The organism is Aerococcus viridans, from assembly GCF_002871935.1.
Taxonomy (GTDB): Bacteria; Bacillota; Bacilli; order Lactobacillales; family Aerococcaceae; genus Aerococcus; species Aerococcus viridans_B.
The window spans coordinates 39441-63429 of sequence record NZ_PNHQ01000011.1 but is presented as its reverse complement, the minus strand read 5'-3'; the positions used below and the strand labels follow the sequence as shown (position 1 = coordinate 63429).

Genomic DNA, 23989 nt, shown 5'->3' with positions numbered 1-23989 from the left:
ACTTGCTCTTCGATACTATTGTCGTAAACTGATTAGCCTCTTGAATAGTTTGGTGACTCTTTGGTAATTTGTACATCATGTGGATGCGATTCAATCAAACCTGCACCTGTCATGCGAATAAATTGTGCATTTTGACGTAAAGCTTCAATTGTTGGGGCACCACAATAACCCATACCTGATTCAATACCACCAAGTAATTGGAAAATAATACCAGAAACAGCACCTTTATAAGCTACGCGTCCTTCAATGCCTTCAGGGACTAATTTATTCGCTTCGTTGACTTCACCTTGGAAATAGCGGTCTGCAGACCCTTTCTTCATAGCGCCTAACGATCCCATACCACGGTATGTTTTAAATTGGCGACCTTGGAAGATTTCCAATTCACCCGGTGCTTCATCTGTACCAGCTAACATAGAACCTAACATTACAGCATGTCCACCAGCAGCTAAGGCTTTAACGATATCACCTGAGAATTTAATCCCCCCGTCAGCAATAATCGTTTTTCCGTATTCGTTAGCAACATTGGCTGCATCATAAATCGCAGTAATTTGTGGTACACCTACACCAGCAACGACACGGGTGGTACAAATTGAACCAGGGCCAATCCCAACTTTAACAACGTCAACGCCAGCTTCATATAAAGCACGTGTACCTTCAGCAGTTGCTACGTTACCAGCAATTAATGTCGCATCTGGAAATGCTTGACGAATTTCTGCAATCTTACGTAAAACACCTGCAGAGTGGCCATGAGCTGTATCAATTACAATTGCATCTGCACCTGCTTCTAATAAGGCTGTAACACGCTCAAACGTATCTGATGTTACACCAACTGCTGCGCCAACAATTAAACGACCTTTCGCATCCTTAGCTGAGTTTGGATAGTCTGTAACACGTTCAATATCTTTAATAGTGACTAAACCTGTTAAACGACCTTCATCATCAACTAATAATAATTTTTCAATACGGTTTTCATATAAGATGTGACTCGCTTCTTCTAAAGAAGTGCCTTGTGGTGCAACAACTAAATTATCTTTGGTCATCACATTTTCAATCGCTTGGTCGTGGTCTTCTAAGAAGCGGATATCACGATTTGTTAGGATACCCACTAATTTATGGTCTGCTTCATTATTGATGATCGGTACACCAGAAATACGGTAACGAGCCATCAATGCTTCTGCTTCATGAACTGGTGATTCTGGAAATAGATAGAATGGATCTGAAATGACACCTGACTCTGAACGTTTAACCTTGCGTACTTCATCTGCTTGTTGGGCAATCGTCATGTTTTTATGAATAATACCTAAACCACCTTGACGCGCCATAGCAATCGCCATACTTGCATCAGTTACCGTATCCATAGATGCTGAAAGAATTGGAATATTCAATTTTAAGTTTGGTGCTAATGTTATACTTAAATCTACTTCATTTGGCAACACCTCAGAGTGTGCTGGCATTAATAAGACGTCATCGAATGTTAATCCCTCTTTAGCAAATTTATTTTCCCATGCAGTAGTCATTTTCATTCATTCCCCTTTTCTTTGTAAAATTGATTTTTACTATCCTACCACCATTAACCAATAAGGTCAACCCATTATATTTCGTAAATAAATGTATTATTTTTTATTTATTAAATATATCGTTCGTTTTTAATCAAATTAACCCCGGCATATTTGATTACAATTTATTGCATCCATCGTTAACGTTCGTAAATAGACTTTCTATAACCTGGTTTATTTTTAAAGTAAATGATAAAAAAGCAGATGAGATAAAAGTCATTTAGAATAGACGCACTGGACCCAAAGTCGAACAATAACGAGTTATTATTGGCATATTTTGGGAAATATCGGACAATACTGACTTTTGAAACTCGATGATAAACATTTTTATATAGCAAAGAGAGGCTGAGATATTTTTTGTCCCATCCTCCAAAATTATTTATTCATATGCTTTTTATCCAATAGACCTTAGGTTAAATTCGCTCCATAATCGCTCGCTTAAATAACGTTGGATCTACTGTTTCAACAAAAGCTTGATCACCAACAAATATTGTTGGAACAGCACCCACTCCTACTGCTTGAGCTTCTTCAAACACGCGTGCAGCAAGTTCACTATTATCTTGTTTTATTAGTCCTTGCTGTACTAGATAAGCTTCAATTTTATCCAAATCTAATTGGGCCCAGTCATTTTGTGACCGCATATATTGGTCCACCATCGAATAAGCATTTTCTTGTTCTGCATAGTTAATATAATCATGGACAACATTCCCTTTTTGTAAGCGAGGACTAGTTTTATTATAGTGCTTTAATATACGTTGTACCTGTCCCGTTTGTACCAAAGGATCCAAGAAAAAAGCAAATTGTTCTTGATAATTTAAGGCATCAGGACATGCTAAGTTATAATATTCAACAATTTTTACCCTAGCTGTATCCTTACCCAATTTAATAGCATCTTGATAGGTAATTTTATCTGTTTGAAAGGCCATATACTTTCTCCTTTGATCATCTATTTACTGAGCGATTTTCTCATCTAAATAAGCTGCCAAGTCCTCACTTGCTGTTGGACCTACAAACGCTTTTTCACTGTTTACGACAATTGTTGGGGTTGCTGTACCACCAATTGCTTCAAATTCTGCTTTTACAATATCATTTTGTAGTCGGTTGCCTTGGTATTGATACGATAAGGTTTCAATAGCATAATCTACGATACCTCTAAAATCAGTGGTTTTCCATTCTCCATGGCGAGCGAATATTTCCTTAAATTGTTTATAGGCTTTTTCTTGGTCACTGTAATCTACAAAACGGTTGATGACTTCCCCTTTTGACAATCCTGCTTTATCGATATCTACATGTTTAATGATCCGTTGAATTTTCCCTTCATCTGCTAGAGCTTCTAATTTTTCAGACATCTTATCTTCAAAATTCTTAGATCCTTGGCAACGGAAATTTAAGTACTCTGTCACTTTAATTGGTGCGTCGTCTTGACCGTATTTGATAGCACGTTTATCTGTAACATTATCTAAGTCTAATTTATCGGTAGCAAAATCAAATACTGCTGTCTGAGTTGCCGTTTGATATGCTGCATTAAACCAGTCACGAATAGTATTATTGTCTTCATGTTCATCAAATACTTGACCAAATACATAGGCTGTTGGCACAGTTTTTGCGCCTACTTCTGCAGCTTCTGCTTTAATCGCTTCTTGGATATCATCATGGTCTTGTTTACGGTAACCTAATTGATTTTCAGCATATTCAGCCACGCCCGCTTCATCTAATGCTGTCCACTCTTGACGCGTTTTAAACATCTCTGTTAACTGCTTAAAGGCGTTTTCTGGATCATCATAAGTCAAATAACTATGCATCACATTCCCTTTACGCAAGTGACCGGTTGGACGATCAACCGGCTTAACAATATACTGCACCTTACCTGCTTCAACAAATTCTTGAATAATAGCTGTGTTTTGTTGTTCGAATTTCCGGGAAAAAGGACACTCTACGTTTAAGTAAGCATATAATTTTACCGGCGCATCTGCTTTGCCGTAACGAAAGCCTAGTTCATCTGAAACAGTTGAAAAATCAATATTTGTTGCATCCATTTTATTACACGTCCTTTGTATATTTAATACCCTTATCTTAACGAAGATTTTACATGATGCCAAAAATATCAACTCGATCAGTGGGTTTATGTGCCTAAAAAAAGTCTGCCAGCTTTACTGACAGACTGATCGGCTTAGAATAGGGTATTTTGGACGTTAAATTCGCGTTTAAACCACCATCTGCCAACTAAACCAAGGGCAGCTAGTGCTAGATAAGCGAATAGCGGTAATTTTGGATTGATACCTGTTGGCAAGAATTCTGTTAAAGAAATGAGTAGGATCCAAGCTAATAGAACAGCTACTGAAATCAAGATGTAGCGCATAGTGCCACGTTCTTTCTTTGGTTTAGACATATCAGGTTGGTTGGTCGTCAACACAGCCATCGCTAATCCTCCAATAATAAAGTTCAAGATGAGTGTGAATAAACCAGCTGGGCCTGAGCTCGTATTTTCAGAACCAATTAATAGGGTTAACCCTGAAATACCAGCAAATACACCACCAATCAATAAACCGCCTTCAACCCAATAGTGCCAAAATGGGCTATCACCTACTTGTGATGATCCATTCGTCTCATTAGGGTTTTTATGTAGTTCTTGGGCGTAAGTTGTTGGTGTACCGTATAATTGTTTAGCAGTTACGCCTTTGTCTTGCTCTGTTAGAAGGGTGTGTAGCATTTGATTTTCTTTTAAATCAAGATCACCATCATAACCTAAAGCCTTGATTTCATTCATGAATTTAATCATAAACTCTTGGTTACGTTTGGTTAAACTTGTATAAAGACCTTCACGTTCATCCTTGATACGTTGGCGAGCTGCTTTTACTTCCGCTTCGCGTTCAGCTTGAATATCGGCTCTTGATTTTTTCTCATTTCCTAATGCCATGATTGGTCAAATCTCCTTTTATCTGAATGATATTAAACGTTAAATCTAAATAGTAGGATATCACCGTCTTGTACGACATAATCCTTACCTTCAGACCGGTAGCGCCCAGCTTCTTTTGCCGCTTTTTCACTACCGTATGTGAGTAAATCTTCGTAAGATAAAGTTTCTGCGCGAATAAAACCTTTTTCAAAATCTGAGTGAATAACACCTGCTGCTTGTGGTGCTTTCATCCCTTTTTTAAAAGTCCATGCGCGTACTTCTTGAACGCCCGCAGTAAAGTAAGTTTCAAGACCTAATAAGCTATAAGCACGTTGAATAAGACGGTCTAAACCTGATTCTTCCATGCCTAAGTCTTCCATAAACATTTCGCGGTCTTCATCATCAAGTGAGGCTAACTCTTCTTCGATTTGTGCAGATACGATAACTACTTCCGCATCTTCTTCACTCGCAATACCACGTACAATTTCAACATAGTCATTACCAGTTGCTGCATCATCTTCATTTACATTTGCTACGTATAAAATTGGTTTTGTTGTGAGTAAGAACATACGGTCTATAAATGGTTGTTCTTCTTCAGTGAAAGAAATTGTACGAGCTGATTTTCCAGCTTCTAATACTTCTTTTACTTTAGCTAGCGCATTTGCTTCAACAACCGCGTCGTGATCTTTAGATTTAGCCATTTTAACCGCTTTTTCATAGCGTTTATTTACTGTTTCTAAATCAGATAAAATAAGCTCTAGGTTGATAGTTTCAATATCGTCAGCTGGATCTACTTTCCCAGAAACATGTGTAATGTTTCCATCTTCAAAACAACGAACTACATGGATAATTGCATCCACTTCACGAATGTTCGCTAGGAATTTATTGCCTAACCCTTCACCTTTACTTGCACCTTTAACAATTCCAGCAATATCTGTAAATTCAAAGGTTGTTGGGACTGTTTTCTTAGGCACATAATATTCTGTTAGTGTTTGTAAACGACTATCTGGTACTTCAACAACTCCAACATTAGGGTCGATTGTTGCAAAGGGATAGTTTGCAGCTTCCACTTGAGATTTTGTAATTGCATTAAATAAGGTTGATTTTCCAACGTTTGGTAATCCAACAATTCCGGCAGTTAAGGCCATTTCTTCACGCTACTTTCTTTATTCAGGGTATTTTTTAATTCATGCAGACAAATAACTAAGATGTGATCACCTTAGTTAGGATTTGCTGATTCAATCACTTTTTTCATTTTCTTTTCAAATTCACGACGTGCCATCATGACGGATTGGCCACATCCTTGACATTTAATGCGGATATCCGCACCTAAACGAATAATTTTCCAAGCATTTTCACCACATGGATGCTGTTTTTTCATTTGCACGATATCATGCATGCCATATTCTTTTTCTCCCAAGACACACACCTCTAATCTTCAAATTTAATATCTAAAATATCTAGAATACGGGTTAAATCATCTTCAGAAAGGTATTCAATTTCAATTTTACCGCGTTTACCACGACTATTAATTTGGACGTTAGTACCAAATTTATCCATTAACCGATCTTCACTTTCACGGATATAAGGTGGGACAACTTCTTTCTTCGTATGGTCTTTTTTAATATCCTTATCAGCTGGTTCATTTAAAGCTTGAACTATTTTCTCTAGCTGACGGACAGTAATCCCTTCTGCAACAACTTTCTTAGCTAGACTTGACTGATCTTTTTTCGATTTCAAACCTAAAATTGTCCGAGCTTGTCCGGCTGATAAAGCGCCTGACTGTACTAATGCTTTAATATCATCACTTAAACCAAGAAGACGTAAGTGGTTAGTGATATAGGTTCTTGATTTCCCTAAACGCTTAGCAGCTTCATCTTGTGTAATCGCTAAGACATCAATCAGTTGTTGATAAGCCATTGCCTCTTCTAAGGCTGTTAAATCTTCCCGTTGTAAGTTTTCAATAATAGATGCTTCAATCATTTGCTCATCAGAAAACTCACGTACAATAGCTGGAATCTTTGTTAAACCAGCAATTTTACTCGCACGAAAACGACGTTCACCAGCGATTATTTCATAACCTTTTACCGCTGACTGTCGTAAGGTAATTGGTTGGAAAATGCCTTGCTCTTGAATAGATTTTGCTAAATCATTTAACGCATCTTCATCAAATTGGTGACGCGGTTGATAAGGGTTTGGTCGAATATCGTCTACGTTGATTTCTTGTACCATTTTATCAGTAGTGTTGGCTTCAACAGTCCCCTCACTAATTTCTTCTTTAGTGGCTTCTTGTGAATCTTTTACTTGTTGTTGATCTGTCTCATCTTGGGTAAAAAGGGCATCGTTGCCGAAGAATGCATCAATTCCACGGCCAAGTCCCCTATTATGTTTATTTGTTTGTTTGCCCATTATTTTCTAGCACTTCCTTTGCCAATTCTAGATACACTTCAGCGCCGCGAGAACGAATATCGTAGTCAATAATAGATTGTCCATATGATGGTGCTTCAGACAAACGCACATTTCTTGGAATTAAGGTCGTATATACTGCTTGACCAAAGTACTTCCGAACTTCTTCTACGACTTCATTCGATAAGTTTGTTCTTGCATCATACATTGTCATTAAAACACCTTCAATTTTTAACCCTGCATTAAAGTGTTTTTGCACTAGTTGGATAGTATTTAGCAACTGACTTAACCCTTCTAAGGCATAGTATTCACTTTGTACAGGAATCAATACTGAATCTGCACTGGTAAAGGCATTAATCGTTAAATGTCCTAGTGATGGTGGACAATCGATAAAAATGTAGTCATAGTCATTTCGAATCGGTTGAATCGCTGCTTTCATCTTTTGCTCACGGTGAGAGATACTGGTAAGTTCAACCTCAGCCCCAGCTAAGGAAATCGTTGCCGGTACAACAGATAAGTTTTCACGTGAAGATGATACTACAGCATCTTTAATCGCAACTTCGTTAATCAACACGTCATAGATACTGTTTTCAACAGAACCCTTAGCAATGCCTAGTCCGCTAGTAGCATTTCCTTGCGCATCACTATCAATTAATAAAATTTTCTTACCTTGGTAGGCAAGTGCGGATGCTAAGTTGACAGTTGTTGTTGTCTTCCCGACACCACCTTTTTGATTGGCGACTGCGATTACTTTACCCATTTTCTAACCCCCTGCGTTATATCCATTGATTTTAATAAAAAAGGAACGGAATGCGTTTCCGTTCCTTCGCATTCATTCAAAATAGTTTTTAGACTATTTTTCGCAATATTATGCTTGTCATGTCATTTATTCTTTACCATTGTACCAAAAAAGCGTCTAGATTGTTCAAGGAATTCCATTATCAAGTAAAATACTTTTAATCCCTTACTTATAGCGGACTTTTCGCTGGTTTCCCTGGTTTACGTGGATATTTTTTTGGTGTTTCTTTAGGTTTTTCAATCCGTAAAATATGACGCTCTCCAGCTTCAGCTGGTAAATCAAATTGAATATCTTCAGCAAATTTACCTCCTAGGACAGCAATGGCATGTTTTGCTTCTTCAATTTCATCATCAGATTGTTGCGCTTTCATGGCTAAGAATTGACCATTTTTTTTCACTAGGGGTAAACAAAATTCTGCTAATAAGTTTAATCTAGCCACCGCTCTAGCAGTTGCAAAATCAAATTGACCACGGAATTGTGGGTTTTGACCAAAAGTTTCGGCTCTATCATGATAAGCATGAACGCCTTCTAAACCTAACGCATTGATCACTTCATTGATAAAATTGATGCGTTTATTCAATGAGTCAACAATCGTGACTTCTAAGTTTGGTAAGGCAATTTTTAGTGGAATACTGGGGAACCCAGCGCCTGAACCGACGTCTACTAAACGGTACGCTTGATCAGCCATTTCAACGTGCATAGCAACAGTCAGTGAATCATAGAAATGTTTCAAATACACTTCTTCTAGTTCTGTAATGGCTGTCAAATTCATTTTTTCATTCCATTCAACCAATAATTCGAAATAACGGTTGAATTGTGTCATTTGTTGGTCATTTAAGTGGATACCTGCATCCGCTAAACTACTTTTAAATAATTCTGGATTCATGATTGTCTACTTTCTATATTGAATTCTAGATGGTCCGATAAAATAAGCTGCTCATTCATTAAGCACGAATATAGGCATAACCATCATGTTGACGGTTAATTAATTCGGCAATACCTGATGTAACCGGGGTAAATAAGTGATTATTCAGCATTTCTAGATCAATTCCTTGAGCTTGTAGTGCATGTTGGCATAACTCAATCGTCACACCTTGTTTCACGAGTTTTTCTAAGTCTTGATAATGCGCTTCACGCAAAGCAATTCGAACAGCACGACCATTAGCCAGGACGATTACTTGTAAATCTTCCACATCATTTAGCGCATTTTGAATAGTTGGTAAGATATTCTCCCATTCTTTCATCTCATGTACATGAAAAATAGCACGTTTTAGCATTAGATTACTCCTTTTTTTCATTTACCTAGGCATTTATTTTCGTATAGCTTACAAATTTATTGGGCGCATATAGCTATGCACTTGCTTTAAACGATTTTATCATCAATCATTTATTCTCTTAAATTATAGCATATGCCTGAAGTCTAATATAGGCGTTAACGATTAGATTCCTCATACGTTAAAAGAGGCTGGGACAAAAATATCTCAACCTCTCTTTGCGATATAAAAGATATTGATAATCGGGTTTCAAAAGTCAGCATTGTCCGATATTGCCCACAATGCGCCAATTCTAAACGACTTTTGTCTCATCTTCTTTTGATATCATTTGACTTAAATACGTGCTACGTGACCACCTTGTAGGTAAACCATGATAATGGATACATCTGAAGGATTTACTCCTGATACACGGCTAGCTTGAGCTAAGGTACGTGGACCGATCTCTTTCAAGCGTTGGCGTGCTTCAGTAGCCAAGCTGTCAATAGCATCCCAATCGATGTCAGCAGGAATTTCTTTTTGTTCTAAACGATGTAATTTCTCTACTTTACGTTGTTCTTTTACAATATAGCCAGCATATTTAATTTGAATTTCAACTTGCTCTCTTACTTGACGTGATAATGCTTTATCACTTGGCGCAAATTTTAAAATATCATCAATTTTTAGCTCTGGACGACGTAATAAATCACTCGCCATAATCCCATCTTTTAAGGCAGCTGAATTTTTTTCTGCTAAAAAGTCTTGTAATGCTTGTGTTGGTTTCAAACGAACATTCATTAGACGGTCTAATTCTTCAGCTACTTCTGCTTGGTTTGACTTATATAGGTGATATTGTTCTTCAGAAACTAAGCCAAATTCATAACCTTTCTCTGTTAAACGTGTATCTGCATTGTCATGGCGTAATAATAAACGGTATTCAGCGCGAGATGTGAGTAAACGATAAGGTTCAGTAGTACCTTTAGTGACTAAATCATCAATCATTACGCCAATATAGCCTTGATCACGACCAATTACAAACGGTTCTTCACCACGGATTTTCAATACAGCATTAATCCCCGCATACAAACCTTGACCAGCAGCCTCTTCATAACCAGAAGTCCCATTCGTTTGTCCAGCAGTAAATAAATTAGCAATTTGTTTAGTTTCTAAATTTACCTTTAATTGATTTGGTTTCACGACATCATACTCAATTGCATAGCCACTACGCATAATACGAGCATTTTCCAATCCTTTAACGGAGTGAATCATATCATTTTGAACATCTTCTGGAAGTGAAGTAGATAGTCCTTGAACGTAAATCTCTTCATTATCTAACCCTTCAGGTTCTAAGAAGATTTGATGTTTTGGTTTATCTGCAAAACGTACAACTTTATCTTCAATTGACGGGCAGTAACGGGCACCAACACCCTCAACAATACCTGTAAACATCGGAGCACGATGTAAGTTTTCTCGAATTGTTTCATGGGTGGCTTCGTTTGTATAAGTTAAGAAACAAGGTACTTGGTCTGCTAATGGTAAATAATCTTCATCCTTAGACATAAATGAAAAATGATTAGGCGCGTCATCACCAGGTTGAATTTCTGTTTCTTCATAATTAATCGTACGTTTATCAACACGTGGTGGTGTCCCCGTTTTGAATCGAGCAATATCAAAACCATATTTTTCAGCCAAATTACCAGTTAACTTCTCAGCAGGTTGTGAATTATTTGGACCTGAAGAGTATTTTAATTCGCCAATAATAATTTCACCACGGGCTGCTGTACCAGTGGTTAAAATGACTGCATCAGCTCGGTAAATTGCACCAGTATTGGTAACAATTCCTTTAACTGTATCATCTTCAATGATTAAGTCATCAACTAATCCTTGACGCAAGGTTAGCCCCTCTTGATTTTCAATCGTTTTACGCATTTCTTTAGCGTATGCATCTTTATCTGCTTGCGCACGTAAGGCACGGACAGCTGGCCCTTTACCTGTATTTAGCATACGCATTTGAATATAGGTCTTATCGATATTACGACCCATTTCACCACCAAGGGCATCAATTTCTCTAACCACTACCCCTTTTGCTGGTCCTCCAATAGACGGGTTACAAGGCATAAAGGCTACCATATCAATATTAATAGTAATTAACATTGTGTCTGCACCCATACGAGCTGCGGCTAAGGCTGCTTCACTACCGGCATGCCCAGCACCAACTACAATGACATCATATTTCCCTGCTTCATAAGTTTGCATCGTCTCATCCTTTCTAACTTTCTTTTATTTACCTAAACAGAATTGACTGAATAGTTGTGTCAATAGTTCATCCGGTGCATTTTCACCAATAATTTCACCTAAGATTTCCCAAGCACGGGTGAAGTCGATTTGAATCAAATCAACCGGCATACCCATATCAATCCCATTTTTTACTTCATCTAGTGATTGACTCGCCTTTTGTAAAAGGTCAATATGACGTGCATTAGACACATAAGTCGCATCTTTTTCACCAGATTGACCGGTAAAGAAGTAATCCGCTATTTTTTCCTCTAAAGCATCGATACCTTCTTGAGTCATCATTGATGTTGCAATCACCTCATCCTCGTCAACCCACTCTAATAAAGATTCCTTTAGAAGTTGGTTAGGTAAGTCCATTTTATTCATGACAATAATACGCTTGTGCCCTTGAGTTAAGTTTAAAAGTTCACGGTCACCATCTGTTAAAGGTTCAGACTGGTTTAATAATAGTAAGACTAATTCTGCTTCAGCTAAAGCTTTCTTCGACCGCTCCACACCGATTTGTTCCACAACATCTTCTGTATCACGAATACCTGCTGTATCCACTAATTTCAAAGGAACACCGCGAATATTAATATATTCTTCAACCGTATCGCGGGTTGTCCCTTCGATATCTGTTACAATCGCTTTTTCTTCTCTTAATAAGGCATTTAATAAAGAAGATTTTCCTACATTTGGTCGTCCTACAATAGCAGTTGATATCCCATCACGCAAGATTTTCCCTTGTTTAGCAGTAGATAATAAACCATCAATCCGCTCTTTTATGATTTGGGTTTTCTCACCCAACAATTTAAGTGTCATTTCTTCCACATCATCATATTCAGGATAATCAATATTCACTTCAACTTGCGCCAACGTATTTAAGATATCTTGACGCAGATTTTCAATTAAATGAGATAACTTTCCGTCTAATTGCTTTACAGCTAAATCCATTGACCGGTCTGTTTTGGCACGGATTAAATCCATCACAGCTTCTGCCTGCGTTAGATCAATCCGCCCATTAATAAAGGCCCGTTTAGTAAATTCACCTGGCTCCGCTAAGCTAGCGCCTTCACGCAAAACAAGCTCTAACACGCGATTTGTCGCTACAATTCCACCATGGGTATTAATTTCAACAATATCTTCACGAGTAAAAGTTTTAGGTTCCCGCATAACTGAAACCATCACTTCATCAATCTCTTGACCATCTTTTGGATCTACAATATGGCCGTAGTGAATCGTATGGCTGTCTTGCGTACTCAATTTTTTACTACCTAATTTATAAACCTTATCCGCAATTGCTAAGGCATCATCACCTGAAAGACGTACAATCCCAATAGCACCCTCACCTGGGGCAGAAGAAATCGCTGCGATCGTATCAAAACCACGAGTAATCATAAAATCTATTCCTTTCTAACTAAATTTATCTACTATTGTTCATATTTGTGCAAATAAAAAAGCGCCCAATCTACCCCTCCCATTTACCTGGTTGGACTAGAAAGACACTTTGACTGTCAAACTACTTTTTTTATACATTCGGTATTATACGCAATCTATATTTAAAAGTAAACTAATTCTACTCAGAAATTGCGACTTTTTCACCCCACCGATAATTCCCTTGAAAAGGACGAAATAAGTTTTTTGGACTAGCATGAAAAAACGCCCATCCAAATAAAGGATGAGCGTTCATTTTGCCTTAATAAGGATAGACATCTTCGGGCACTAAGTATAAGGGGTTTTCAGCTGTTAAAGTCACAAGCCCATCAATAACCATATATTCACCTTCAATAGTTGGTTGGATATCATCAGCATTATAATATTGTTGAGTACTGGCCATCATGGCATCTAACTTGGCCTTACCATGCGGATCATCTGCCAATTCACGGATATATTCATTAAAGTCAATGTAGACGGTCTTACCTTGACCAGGACCCTGTCCATTCACATCAATGGTATTTATTTCAACACTTTTACTTATCAATTGTTGGTCAGCACTATTGCCACCCTGAAACAGCTGTGTGAATTTCAAAGCCATCGTATCATTGGTAGTCATCTGAATGGTATCAGTTACTTGTTCAAAACTATTTTCACCATTTGGATAGTAGAAGGTAATCGCTTCATCCCAGCCTTCAAAAGACAATTGATCTAACATTTGAGTCACAAGATATGTCGCATCCGGGTCCATACTTTCATCTTCCACATAAATTAACCCTACATCCGGCGCATAATACTCTCTTCTTTCATTATCATCGCCATATTCCGTCACTTCTAGCGCTTCATAGCTACCCGTCGTCGTTTCAACGGGGACATCTATTCCAGTAATCTCCCTTTGACGACCGTCACTATCCCAAGTATGACCGACTTCGATTGGCCCTTCAATTAAAGTCTTAGTGGGTTCACCAGTTTGCGTAATCATATCGTAAGTAAGCTCTTCATGACTGTAAGTTTCGGGCTTAGTCACCAACACTTCAGCCCTGTCTGGTGTAATGGCTACTACTTCTAAGGTTGTGGTGCCACCAGTTGCAGTCCGCATCGTTAGGAAATCATCACGGATAAAATCATAGGTCCGCGTAAATCCCGCAAATTCATTCCCGTCACCAGCAAATACCGCCTGGTAACCTTCTTTCATTGGAAAATAGTCAGTCACCGCTAAAGCTGGTGCCACTTCAGAGGAACTAGATTCACTCGTATCATCACTAGCTTCACTTTCTGCTACTGAACTAGATTGACTAGATGAAGCATCTACTGACGAACTTTCATTATTTGTTGAAGACACTTGTTCAGACGAAGACACTTTGCTTTCATCATAAACGTCCGCTGCATTATTAAACCAAGAACATGAACCTAACACTAATGACGTACTCAATAACAAAAACCATGTTACTTTCTGTTTCATTTTTGACACCTCCCACAATCATCCACGAATTCTTTTATTACTTATATTGTATACGTTTTCATAAAATAAATAAAGGTATACGCTAAAGCTTATAGAAGGCTTAATAGTTCAGAAACAAATAAAAACCCCCAGCTTTATAGCCAGGGGTACAGTCTTCATTGTGATTAGAATTGATCTTTATTATCCGTTTGACCAGATTCTTCTTCAATTTTTTTATCTAATTTTTCTAATTGTTTATTCGCAAAGTCGCGTCCACCTAAACCAAATGATAGGGCAAAGGCAACTGATAAGCCACCGATAATGAATAGGAAGGCCATGTTCACAATATTATTCGCAAAGTTCAATTGATCTAATGCCATAAATACTGAGAATACCACGAATACGCCTTTAATGATTTCACCAACCCATTTACTTTGAGTGGCTTTATTCACTAAGTCACCAACGAAACGACCACCAAAGATACCAAGACCTAAGATAATTAAAGCAATTAGTACGTTAGGTAGGTAAGCAATGATTGCTGCACCAACAGTGTTTAAGATCGCTAAGTTTAATACATTTAAAGCTTCAACTGTAAAGAATAAACCAATCACTACCGCAACTACTTGACCAATGATTTCTGACACATTGATATTTTTTGTACTTGCACTAGTTTCACGGTTAAATAAGTTGTTTAAACCAGTACCTTCAAGTAAGTTTTGTACTAAGTCACCAATCACTTTAGCAATTGCAAATCCAACACCTAGTAAAATAACAGCTACTAAAATATTTGGAATTGCAGCAGCAACACTGTTTAATACGCCAATAATTGGTGTCGCAATTGAAGAAATGCCTAATGTTTCAAGCGCTACAACCGCAATTGGAATAAAGACAACAATATACGCTACATAAGAAAGTACATTTGCAATCGTATCTGCTGTTTGTCCATCTTGTGTTTTATTCCCAGTAAATTTAGCTACATATTTATCGATATTCACTGTTTTTACTAATGAATAAACTAATTGTTTCACTAAACGTGCTACCACTACTGCTACAACCATAATGATGATTGCACCTACGATAGATGGGATGAACGCCAAAGCATTTGCCGTCATATCACGAATTGGTGTCGCAATTGAGGTTAAACCAAACATATCGAAAATGCCCGGTAAGAATAACACCCATACAATGTAGTATAAAATTTGTGCAATAGTATCAAACGTTGTTTCCGCTTGATCCTCAGTTTCTGCGATACGCCATTTTACGAAGCGACTTGCTAAACCTGCTGCTCGTAAACCTTTTGCAACAGCTTTTTTAACTAAAACCGCCACGATCCACGCAACAATAATTAATAAAATACCACCAATAACAGCTGGTATGCTAGCAGCTAAACTAGCCCATAAACCTGCTAAATCCATTTTTTCCATCTCCTTTTATTGAAACTTCATTTTTGGAATGCTTCAAAAATAAAGAATTCCTTAAGACTAATTCTAGTTTACTATACTCGTAAGTGATATTCACGCGATATACTTTAGGTTATTTTATAATCTTTATCATAATGGGATTTTGGTTTTTTTATTTTTATAAAACATACATTATAAATACAAAATTAGACATTATTGTATTTTAATTCTTTAAAAATGGTTATGATATATCCTCTAACATCAAAAAGAAGGTGTGACAAAAGCTATTTAGCATTGACGTACTGGACCAAAATCCGAACAATAACGAAACGTTATTAGCGCATTTTGGGAAGTATTGGACAATGCTGGCTTTTGGAACCCGATTATAAACGTTCTTCTATAGTAAAGAGAGAGGCTGAGATATTTTTATCCCAGCCTCAATATTTTATTTAAGTATAGTATATGAACTGTCAATATTTTTATCATAAAACCTAATAACCAAACATCACTTCTCTTTTACACGAACACTTTCATATTGCTTTTAGTTTATAATTCGTATTTTTAATAATTCTTTATATACTTTTAGGGAGATTTGTTGTTATAATACTATTCAAATTTTCAAATCCGATGACTTTCACTTTATAATCATCCGTAATGTTCGTAAAACCTATTAAGAATCGTTTTATAACAATTAAACATTTATTAGATTTACAGTTCAGTAGTTCTAGAAATATATTCGCAATAAAAGGGGAAAAGTATGGAAGATTTAATTCACGTCGCTAATGGTAAAATATTACCCGATATTGTCTTAAAAAATGGCTATGTTATTAATGTCTTTACAGAAGAAATCATTCAAACCGATGTAGCAATTACTGGCAATCGTATTGCTGGTGTAGGTGCTTATGAAGGGAAACATACTATTGATTGCACAGGTAAGTATATTGCTCCCGGTCTAATTGATGCCCACATGCATATTGAATCAGCTATGGTTACACCACTCGAATTTTCAAAGTACGCTCTAGCAAAAGGTACGACGACTATTTTTGCTGACCCACATGAACTGGTCAATGTAGTTGGACAAAAAGGATTAGACTTTATGCTTGAAAGTATCCAAGAAACCCCTATGACAACGCATATCATGATGCCTTCTTGTGTACCAGCAACAGATATCGATAATAATGGTGTAGGTGAAATACTTGCCAATGATATGACATCTTATGTAAATACTAATCAGGTTTTTGGGCTAGCTGAAATGATGCGTTTTGATGATGTTGTAAATGCTGAAGAAAAAGTATTAGATAAACTGGCTCTTTTTAAAGATCGAATCATTGATGGTCATGCACCTGGTTTAACTGGCAAAGCATTACAAGCTTATCGTGCTGCTGGGATCCATACAGAACACGAATGTGAAAATTATGAAGAAGCAATTGAAAAATTAAGAGCTGGCTTCAAATTGCTGATTCGTGAGGGAAGTGCAGCCAGAAATCTTGATGCAATCATCAAAGGCTTTATTGCAAATAATATTGCGCTAGATAATTGTATGTTTTGTACCGACGATAAACATCTTGAAGATATTGAAAAAGAAGGTCATATTGATCTTTGCGTAAAAAAAGCCATTGCATTAGGTGTACCTGTTGCGACAGCCTATAAAATGGCTTCTTATAATGCTGCTCGAGCTTATCAATTGTATGATCTTGGTGCGGTTGCAGCGGGCTATTTAGCCGATTTACTTATTATTGATGATGTTGAACAAGTAACAATTGAACAAGTCATCAAAAATGGTGAAATCATTGATTTTGATACGCTAGATCAAAAAAATAATACACCCATTACAGATACTAACCTTCTACATTCTGTAAAACTACCATTTATCAATCAAGATAAAATAGCATTACAAGTGGATCATCATCCCGTCAAAGTAATCAATTTAGTAGCGCATTCTATTTTAACAAGAGAGTCTGAAGAAATATTACCTGTCAAAGATCAATTTTTCCAAGCTAATAAAATTTTTAATAAAGCTTGTGTGATTGAACGTCACGGACATGCTGGTGGTATCGGTGTTAGTGCCATTAAGGGGTATAATATTGAAAATGGTGCGATTGCAACGAGCGTTTCACATGACGCGCATAATATTACGGTTGTAGGAGATAATGATGAGGATATTTTATTAGCTGTAGCAGAACTTGACCGCATTCAAGGAGGGTACGTCATTGCTTCTAAAGGTAAAATTGTAGCGACATTACCTCTAGAATTAGCTGGCATTATTAGTATTCAATCAGCAAAATTCGTTCAAGAACAGTTGAACAAAATGGTGGCACATGCTAGAGCGCTAGGTGTCCCTGAATCAGTTGATCCATTCATGACCTTATCCTTTATTTCTTTAACAGTTATCCCTGAACTTCGTTTAACAGACAATGGACTTTACGATGTAGACCATGGTCAATTTATTTAATGCAAATTTTAAAAAAACCGAACATCACTATTCAACAATAATGATGTCCGGTTCTTTTAGTCTTTATATGACACAACTAAATATCTATGTGGCTCTTTCCCTTCAGAATGTGTCGAAATAGATGAATATCTAGCAAGTTGTGCGTGAATAATTTTACGTTCGGCAGCTGGTAGTGGATCCAAGAAAACAGGTTGTTTTGATTTGGATACTTGATCAGCTGTTTTTTGTGCTAATCTAGCTAAGGTTTCTTGTCGTCGCTCCCGATAATTGCCCACATTCACAATTACTTTTACGTGCGGACGAACATGTTGATGCGTCATGACTTGCGCAAGGGTTTCTAATGAATTAATAATTTTACCATGTTTACCTATTACCAATCCTTTTTTCTCAGTTTGAATATTGTAAACAACAGTACGACCTCGGTCCTCAACCTCAATAGTGGCATCTACTAAGTAAGAAGCCAACACGTCTATTAGATATTCTGCAACGAATTCGACATCTTTGAAGTTATCATCAACGAATTCTAGACTTTCATCCTCATGAATCGTTTCTTCAGATGCTTCATTTAACGATGTTTCCGGTATAACCTCAGTTATTTCAACGTTGTTTTCTTCCTCAACAGATAAATTTTCAGTAGTAGCAGGTTCAGATATTTCATCAGCATCTATATCCTCTATGACTTCCTCTTCAACCTTTGCTTTATTTTCAACTTCTACTGTTGGTGTTTCAGACCTTACTGGTTCATCTTCAACAACTGATTGGTCATTTTCAGCTTGAATTGGTTGAGATGTTGCTACTTGAGATGAATTTTCTTTGGTTAAGCTAGAAAATACATCATCTGTTGCTGCATCCATTGCTACCACTTCTGGTTCAGAATAGTGGATAGCAACAATGGCATCCTTAGCGCCTAAACCGAGAAATCCTTTTTTGGCTTCTTGAATTACTTGAACTTCAACATCTTCTCGCGACAACCGAAGTTGTTGCAAGCCTTTGGCAACAGCAGCATCGACTGAAGTCGCTTCAAATCTTTCAGTTTTCAATACAAGAACCTCCTGTTATTTCTTCTTACCTTTTGGATTACGTTTTGCTTTTTCCAAACGACGTTCTAGTTCTTTCTCTTTACGAATTTGTTCTTCACGAGCATCGCGTTTCTTATATGGATTATTCATTAATAGTGTTTGTAGAATTGTAAATCCAGTTGAAGCTACCCAATAAAGTGAAATTGCTGATGGTAAAGTTATACCCATGAATAAAATCATTACTGGCATTGTCCATTGCATCATAGCCATTGATGGATTGCTGTTTGGTGTACCGATCGTTGTTAAACGTGTATTATACCAAGTTAATACAGCAGCAATAATTGGTAAAATAAATAGTTGATCAGGAGTACCTAATTCTAACCATAAGAAGTGCCCTTGACTTAATACTTCAGTTCTAGAAATTGACTGGTATAAAGCCATTAAAATTGGCAATTGAATCAACATTGGTAAACAACCAGACCACATATTATAGTCATATTTTTCATTTAACTTGGCTGTTTCTTCCTGTAATTTTTGCTGTGTTTCTGGATCCTTAGATGCATATTTTTCTTGCAAAGCTTTTAGCTCAGGTTGCATCATTTGCATCTTTTCAGTACTTTGCATTTGATACTTGGTTAAAGGAATTAAAATGATACGAATGATCAAGGTAAAAGCAATAATCCCTACACCATAGTTACCAAAAATGTCTGATAACCACACAATAATACGTGAAAAGTTATAGACGATGTAGCGGTCCCATAAACCAGTCGAATTTTCATCGATTGGACTTGTCCCACAAGCCGCTAGAAAGATAACAGCCATCATGGTGATTGCTAAAATCTTCCACATTTTTTTACTTCGAATATTCAATTTTTACAAATCCTCCACGAATTCTATTATTCATGTGGTAATGGCTTTATTTAGTATGTTCGTTTATTGGATGATAAATTTTCGCCAAAGATAGCACATGAATCAAACTTTTTTTCACTTCTGCTGTTGTCATATCTGCAGCTGGCTTACGAGCAATGACGATAAAATCATTAGACGGATCAATACCTGCCTTGAGTTCAGTAATGCTTTGTCGAATTTTTCGCTTCACTGCATTACGAGTAACAGCGTTTCCAATTTTCTTACCAACAGAGATACCTATCCGAAAATGCGGTTGGTCTTTTTCTAATCGATAAATGACAAACTGGCGATTTGCAGTGCTGTGACCGTTATGAAATACCTTGCCAAAATCTTTTTCAGACTTCACTCTATAAGATTTCCGCACGTAAGTTCGCCTCCTTAATAAAAAAAGACCACATAATTATGTGATCTTATGCAGAAATAACTTTTCTTCCTTTTCTACGACGAGCTGCTAAAACGTGACGACCGTTTTTAGTGCTCATACGTTTACGGAAACCGTGAACTTTTTGGCGATGACGTTTTTTAGGTTGGTATGTTCTTTTCATTCATTGCACCTCCTGTTGCGATTAAGTCTTTCGTTTTTTCATTAATATAAAACGACTGTAATATTATATACAATAAAAAGTCGAAATTCAATTTCAGGTATGAAATTCACACTCGTAATCAAAATTTTAACATAATATAACCCATATCACAATACTTTTTGTACAAATATTGGTTTTTTCAAAGTTTCGACTATCAAGACGCATTTACACTACAACAAATATCCCTGCTAAAAAAATATAAAAAACGCCTCTTTTTTCACAAACACCTTTTTGATTTTTCACAAACTATGTGAAATAAAAAGTGGTAAACTTTTATTCACAAAGTGTGTACGAAATTTGCACAATCCTGTGACTATTGTTTGTTTGTATAAAATAATCCCCAAACTTTTTAAAAGACTTTTCAACAAATCCACAGTTTTGCAAAACTTTTCCACAATTGTTAATAACTATAAATAAATCCTAGCCTCATGCCTTTTTCTCTTTCTAAATTATACACAAGTCCTTTAAAAAAATAAACTACCAACAAGTTTATTCACAGTGTGTGGATAACAATTATCAAAAATTGGGATTATTTTTATACACATCCTCATTTTCCTGTGGAAAACTGTTTTTTTTCATGATATTATGAATGAGCTTACCAAAATGTATATATTCGTTTTAATTGAATATATGTATATATATATCTGATGTAAAAATTTTGTATACTAAGGAGCTAGGAAATATATGAGTGAATTAAACCAATTATGGGATTACGTCACCCAATACTTCAAAGAAGAATTACCTAAAACAAGTTTTGATACTTGGATTAAAGACCTAGATCCAGTTGCCTTTGAGAATGATACCTTGTATTTAAAAGCTATTTCAGTGCTGCACAAGGACCATATTGAAAAACATTATTCGATACAAATTCGACAAGTTTTATTTGAATACTTAAACCATGACGTCAACTTAGTAGTGAGTTTAAAAGATGATCGCCCGCAATCTGCGAATCAAATTCAAGTAAATGGTTATAATGACAATATTGAAGACAACGGTTCAGATTTATTAAATCCAAAATATACCTTTGATAACTTCGTCGTCGGTGAAGGGAATAAGATGGCTCACGCAGCTGCATTAGCAGTAGCTGAAGGCCCTGGACGCGACTATAATCCCCTATTCTTCTTCGGTGGCGTAGGGTTAGGTAAAACCCACTTGATGCAAGCAATTGGTCATGAGGTGTTACGGACAAATCCTAACGCTAAAATAAAATACGTCTCTAGTGAAACCTTTACAAATGACTTTATCAATGCCATTAGAAAGAACACTACAGACGCATTCCACCAAGAATATCGAACAGTTGATATGTTATTAGTGGATGATATTCAGTTTATTGGGAACAAACAATCTACTCAGGAAGAATTCTTCCATACTTTTAACGTGCTTTATAACAATAATAAACACATCGTCCTAACCAGTGACCGTGATGCTAGTCAGATTCCTGAGTTAGAAGATCGATTAGTTTCTCGGTTTAAGCAAGGCTTATCAACGGACATCACACCACCCGATTTAGAAACAAGAATTGCTATTTTACGTAATAAGGCGAATGTCAATGGCTTACAAATTCCAGATGATACACTTTCATACATTGCTGGACAAATTGATTCCAATATTCGTGAATTAGAAGGTGCTCTAACTAGTGTACAAGCCTTTGCAGTCATGAATCAGGAAGACTTAACGCCTAATACAGCTGCTAAAGCCTTGAGAAATTATAAGAGTAATGTGAAAAGTAATTCTCCAACCATTCCAAATATCTTGGAGACAGTGGCACAATACTTTAACTTACAAGTTTCTGATCTTAAAGGTAAGAAAAGAGTACGACAAATTGTTATACCACGACAAATTGCCATGTATCTAAGTAGAGAATTAACTGATGCTTCCTTGCCAAAAATTGGTCAAGAATTTGGTGGGAAAGACCATACAACAGTACTTCATGCTTACGATAAGATAAAAAAAGATATTGACGAAAAAAGTGAATTAGAACGTGATGTTGACAGTATTCGTCGTTTATTAGAAAAATAATAGCTTATCTACATCATCTTAGTCTATTAATGAAAAGACTTATGCTAAAATATAGATAAGAAAAAGAGGTTGTGGATAATTGTTCATAACCTCTCTGTTTTTTCCACAGGTTATACACATGTGGAAAAATACATTTTAACAAGCTTCTTTTAAGTTATCAACAGGATTAACAAGACCTATTACTATTACTATTTTTTATACATAATTAATATATATACAAGGAGTGTCCAGATGAAATTCTCTATTAATCGTTCCGTTTTTATTCATAATTTGACCGATGTTCAAAGAGCTATTAGTTCAAGAACAACTATCCCTGTTTTAACAGGTGTTAAAATCTCAGTTAAAGAAGAAGGTCTTTATTTAACTGGTTCTGATGCAACAATTTCAATTGAAGCATTTATTGATGCGAAAGACGATGATAATAAATTAAAAATTGAATCAACAGGTGATATTGTCTTACCTTCTCGTTTCTTAGGTGAAATTGTTAAAAAATTACCTTCTGATATGATGAATTTAGAAGTAGTAGATAATTTCCAAACAGAAATTACATCTGACCGAGCATCATTTACATTAAATGGGATTAACGGTAGCGAATATCCGCGCTTACCTGAGATTGATGCAAAACAAACTTATATTTTACCAACAGATACTTTCAAACAAGTCGTGAACCAAACAATTATTTCTGTATCTAACCAAGAAATACGCCCTATTTTTACAGGGATTCATTTTGAAATTGGTAATGGTGAACTAAAAGCTGTAGCTACTGACTCACATCGTTTAAGTCAACGTATCATGCCATTAACCATGCCTGAATCAGCTGGTGATACGGTATTAGATATCAATATTCCAGGTCGCTCACTACAAGAGTTGATTCGTATTGTAGATAGTAATGAAGATATTGAAATGATGGTGACTGATAATCAAGTATTATTCAAAGCGCGTAATATTTACTTATACTCTCGCTTACTAGAAGGGAATTATCCAAATACTGATCGCTTATTACCAAATGACCACGCTACAATTATTGAGGTATCTGCAAGTGAATTAGTGAATGCTGTTGAACGTGCTTTAATTTTAAGCCATGAAGGTAAAAATAATGTTGTACGATTAAACATCTCAGACCAAGATATTATACTTTCAAGTCAATCTGCTGAGGTGGGGAATGTAGAAGAAGAAATTAATGTAGTTAAAGCAGAAGGTGAAGCTTTAGAAATTTCTTTTAACCCAGATTACTTGCGTGAAGCATTAAAATCATTTGGTCAACAAAATGTTCAAATTGGTTTCCAATCATCTTCACATCCATTTACCCTATTACCAAGTGATCAAACTGATAATTTCAATTTTGTCCAACTGATTACACCTATTCGTACACCAAGAGGTTAATTTCTTGATTGATAAAAGGATCAAAATCATTTATTGGTTTTGGTCCTTTTTTTCTATCTATATATATAAATGTGCCAATTTTTGACTTTTAAGCCCTTTAAATAAGATTGTAGGTATTTCCCTATCTAAAATGTTAATTTTTAATACAGGGCGTTTATTTGCTTAAT

At 36.3% G+C, this 23989-nt stretch carries 21 protein-coding genes; 3 read left to right on the top strand and 18 right to left on the bottom strand.

The window, feature by feature from the left end:
• Positions 1-32 precede the first annotated feature (32 nt).
• The 14 genes from guaB to CJ191_RS05600 form a co-directional block, all read right to left on the bottom strand.
• A complete protein-coding gene (gene guaB, locus CJ191_RS05665) occupies positions 33-1517 on the bottom strand; it encodes an IMP dehydrogenase (RefSeq protein WP_102199249.1) in 1485 nt (494 codons plus the stop codon).
• Between the two features lie 452 nt (positions 1518-1969).
• Entirely contained in the window at positions 1970-2482 is a 513-nt protein-coding gene (locus CJ191_RS05660; protein WP_102199240.1) for a thioredoxin domain-containing protein, read from the bottom strand.
• 24 nt (positions 2483-2506) lie between these two features.
• Complete coding sequence (locus CJ191_RS05655) at positions 2507-3592, bottom strand: thioredoxin domain-containing protein (RefSeq protein WP_102199239.1); 1086 nt, start codon at positions 3590-3592, stop codon at positions 2507-2509.
• A gap of 134 nt (positions 3593-3726) precedes the next feature.
• Positions 3727-4473 carry a DUF1129 domain-containing protein gene (locus CJ191_RS05650; protein ID WP_102199238.1) on the bottom strand — a complete coding sequence of 249 codons (747 nt, stop codon included), beginning with the start codon at positions 4471-4473 and terminating at the stop codon, positions 3727-3729.
• Between the two features lie 32 nt (positions 4474-4505).
• Complete coding sequence (ychF, locus tag CJ191_RS05645; protein ID WP_102199237.1) at positions 4506-5600, bottom strand: redox-regulated ATPase YchF; 1095 nt, start codon at positions 5598-5600, stop codon at positions 4506-4508.
• Between the two features lie 71 nt (positions 5601-5671).
• On the bottom strand, positions 5672-5851 hold the full coding sequence (locus CJ191_RS05640; RefSeq protein ID WP_102199248.1) for a DUF951 domain-containing protein: 180 nt from the start codon (positions 5849-5851) through the stop codon (positions 5672-5674).
• A 32-nt stretch (positions 5852-5883) separates the two neighbouring features.
• On the bottom strand, positions 5884-6861 hold the full coding sequence (locus CJ191_RS05635) for a ParB/RepB/Spo0J family partition protein (RefSeq protein WP_102199236.1): 978 nt from the start codon (positions 6859-6861) through the stop codon (positions 5884-5886).
• Positions 6842-7618 (bottom strand): ParA family protein, encoded by a 777-nt coding sequence (locus CJ191_RS05630; RefSeq protein WP_070467737.1) that lies wholly within the window; start codon positions 7616-7618, stop codon positions 6842-6844. Before CJ191_RS05630 ends, CJ191_RS05635 begins: the two co-directional genes overlap by 20 nt.
• Before the next feature lie 208 nt (positions 7619-7826).
• Positions 7827-8543, bottom strand: a complete 717-nt coding sequence (gene rsmG, locus CJ191_RS05625; RefSeq protein ID WP_102199235.1) for a 16S rRNA (guanine(527)-N(7))-methyltransferase RsmG — start codon at positions 8541-8543, stop codon at positions 7827-7829.
• A 58-nt stretch (positions 8544-8601) separates the two neighbouring features.
• A complete protein-coding gene (locus CJ191_RS05620; protein WP_180960946.1) occupies positions 8602-8934 on the bottom strand; it encodes a DsrE family protein in 333 nt (110 codons plus the stop codon).
• 330 nt (positions 8935-9264) lie between these two features.
• The gene (mnmG, locus tag CJ191_RS05615; RefSeq protein WP_102199233.1) at positions 9265-11163 is read right to left on the bottom strand and encodes a tRNA uridine-5-carboxymethylaminomethyl(34) synthesis enzyme MnmG; all 1899 of its coding nucleotides are present in this window, start codon (positions 11161-11163) and stop codon (positions 9265-9267) included.
• A gap of 24 nt (positions 11164-11187) precedes the next feature.
• Complete coding sequence (gene mnmE / locus CJ191_RS05610) at positions 11188-12579, bottom strand: tRNA uridine-5-carboxymethylaminomethyl(34) synthesis GTPase MnmE (protein ID WP_102199232.1); 1392 nt, start codon at positions 12577-12579, stop codon at positions 11188-11190.
• A 298-nt stretch (positions 12580-12877) separates the two neighbouring features.
• A complete protein-coding gene (locus CJ191_RS05605; RefSeq protein ID WP_102199231.1) occupies positions 12878-14077 on the bottom strand; it encodes a GerMN domain-containing protein in 1200 nt (399 codons plus the stop codon).
• A 164-nt stretch (positions 14078-14241) separates the two neighbouring features.
• Complete coding sequence (locus CJ191_RS05600) at positions 14242-15471, bottom strand: mechanosensitive ion channel (protein ID WP_180960945.1); 1230 nt, start codon at positions 15469-15471, stop codon at positions 14242-14244.
• A 742-nt stretch (positions 15472-16213) separates the two neighbouring features.
• On the opposite strand from CJ191_RS05600, the gene ade reads away from it, so the two are divergent.
• Positions 16214-17908: an adenine deaminase gene (ade, locus tag CJ191_RS05595; protein WP_102199229.1), complete on the top strand. Its 1695-nt coding sequence runs from the start codon at positions 16214-16216 to the stop codon at positions 17906-17908.
• 56 nt (positions 17909-17964) lie between these two features.
• Here the strand turns inward: ade and jag are convergent, their stop codons facing one another.
• Genes jag through rpmH form a run of 4 tightly spaced genes read right to left on the bottom strand, consistent with a single transcriptional unit; the run spans position 17965 to position 20381 of the window.
• Positions 17965-18948 (bottom strand): RNA-binding cell elongation regulator Jag/EloR, encoded by a 984-nt coding sequence (gene jag / locus CJ191_RS05590; protein WP_102199228.1) that lies wholly within the window; start codon positions 18946-18948, stop codon positions 17965-17967.
• 15 nt (positions 18949-18963) lie between these two features.
• Positions 18964-19791: a membrane protein insertase YidC gene (gene yidC / locus CJ191_RS05585; RefSeq protein ID WP_374754468.1), complete on the bottom strand. Its 828-nt coding sequence runs from the start codon at positions 19789-19791 to the stop codon at positions 18964-18966.
• 52 nt (positions 19792-19843) lie between these two features.
• Positions 19844-20200, bottom strand: a complete 357-nt coding sequence (rnpA, locus tag CJ191_RS05580; protein ID WP_070467749.1) for a ribonuclease P protein component — start codon at positions 20198-20200, stop codon at positions 19844-19846.
• A 46-nt stretch (positions 20201-20246) separates the two neighbouring features.
• Positions 20247-20381 carry a 50S ribosomal protein L34 gene (rpmH, locus tag CJ191_RS05575; RefSeq protein ID WP_003142921.1) on the bottom strand — a complete coding sequence of 45 codons (135 nt, stop codon included), beginning with the start codon at positions 20379-20381 and terminating at the stop codon, positions 20247-20249.
• Between the two features lie 723 nt (positions 20382-21104).
• Here rpmH and dnaA point away from each other — a divergent pair.
• Together dnaA and dnaN are read left to right on the top strand one after the other, a co-directional pair.
• Complete coding sequence (gene dnaA, locus CJ191_RS05570; RefSeq protein ID WP_070467750.1) at positions 21105-22439, top strand: chromosomal replication initiator protein DnaA; 1335 nt, start codon at positions 21105-21107, stop codon at positions 22437-22439.
• Positions 22440-22670: 231 nt separating this feature from the next.
• Positions 22671-23822, top strand: coding sequence for a DNA polymerase III subunit beta (dnaN, locus tag CJ191_RS05565; protein ID WP_102199227.1), 1152 nt, complete (start codon positions 22671-22673; stop codon positions 23820-23822).
• The last annotated feature ends 167 nt before the right edge of the window (positions 23823-23989 follow it).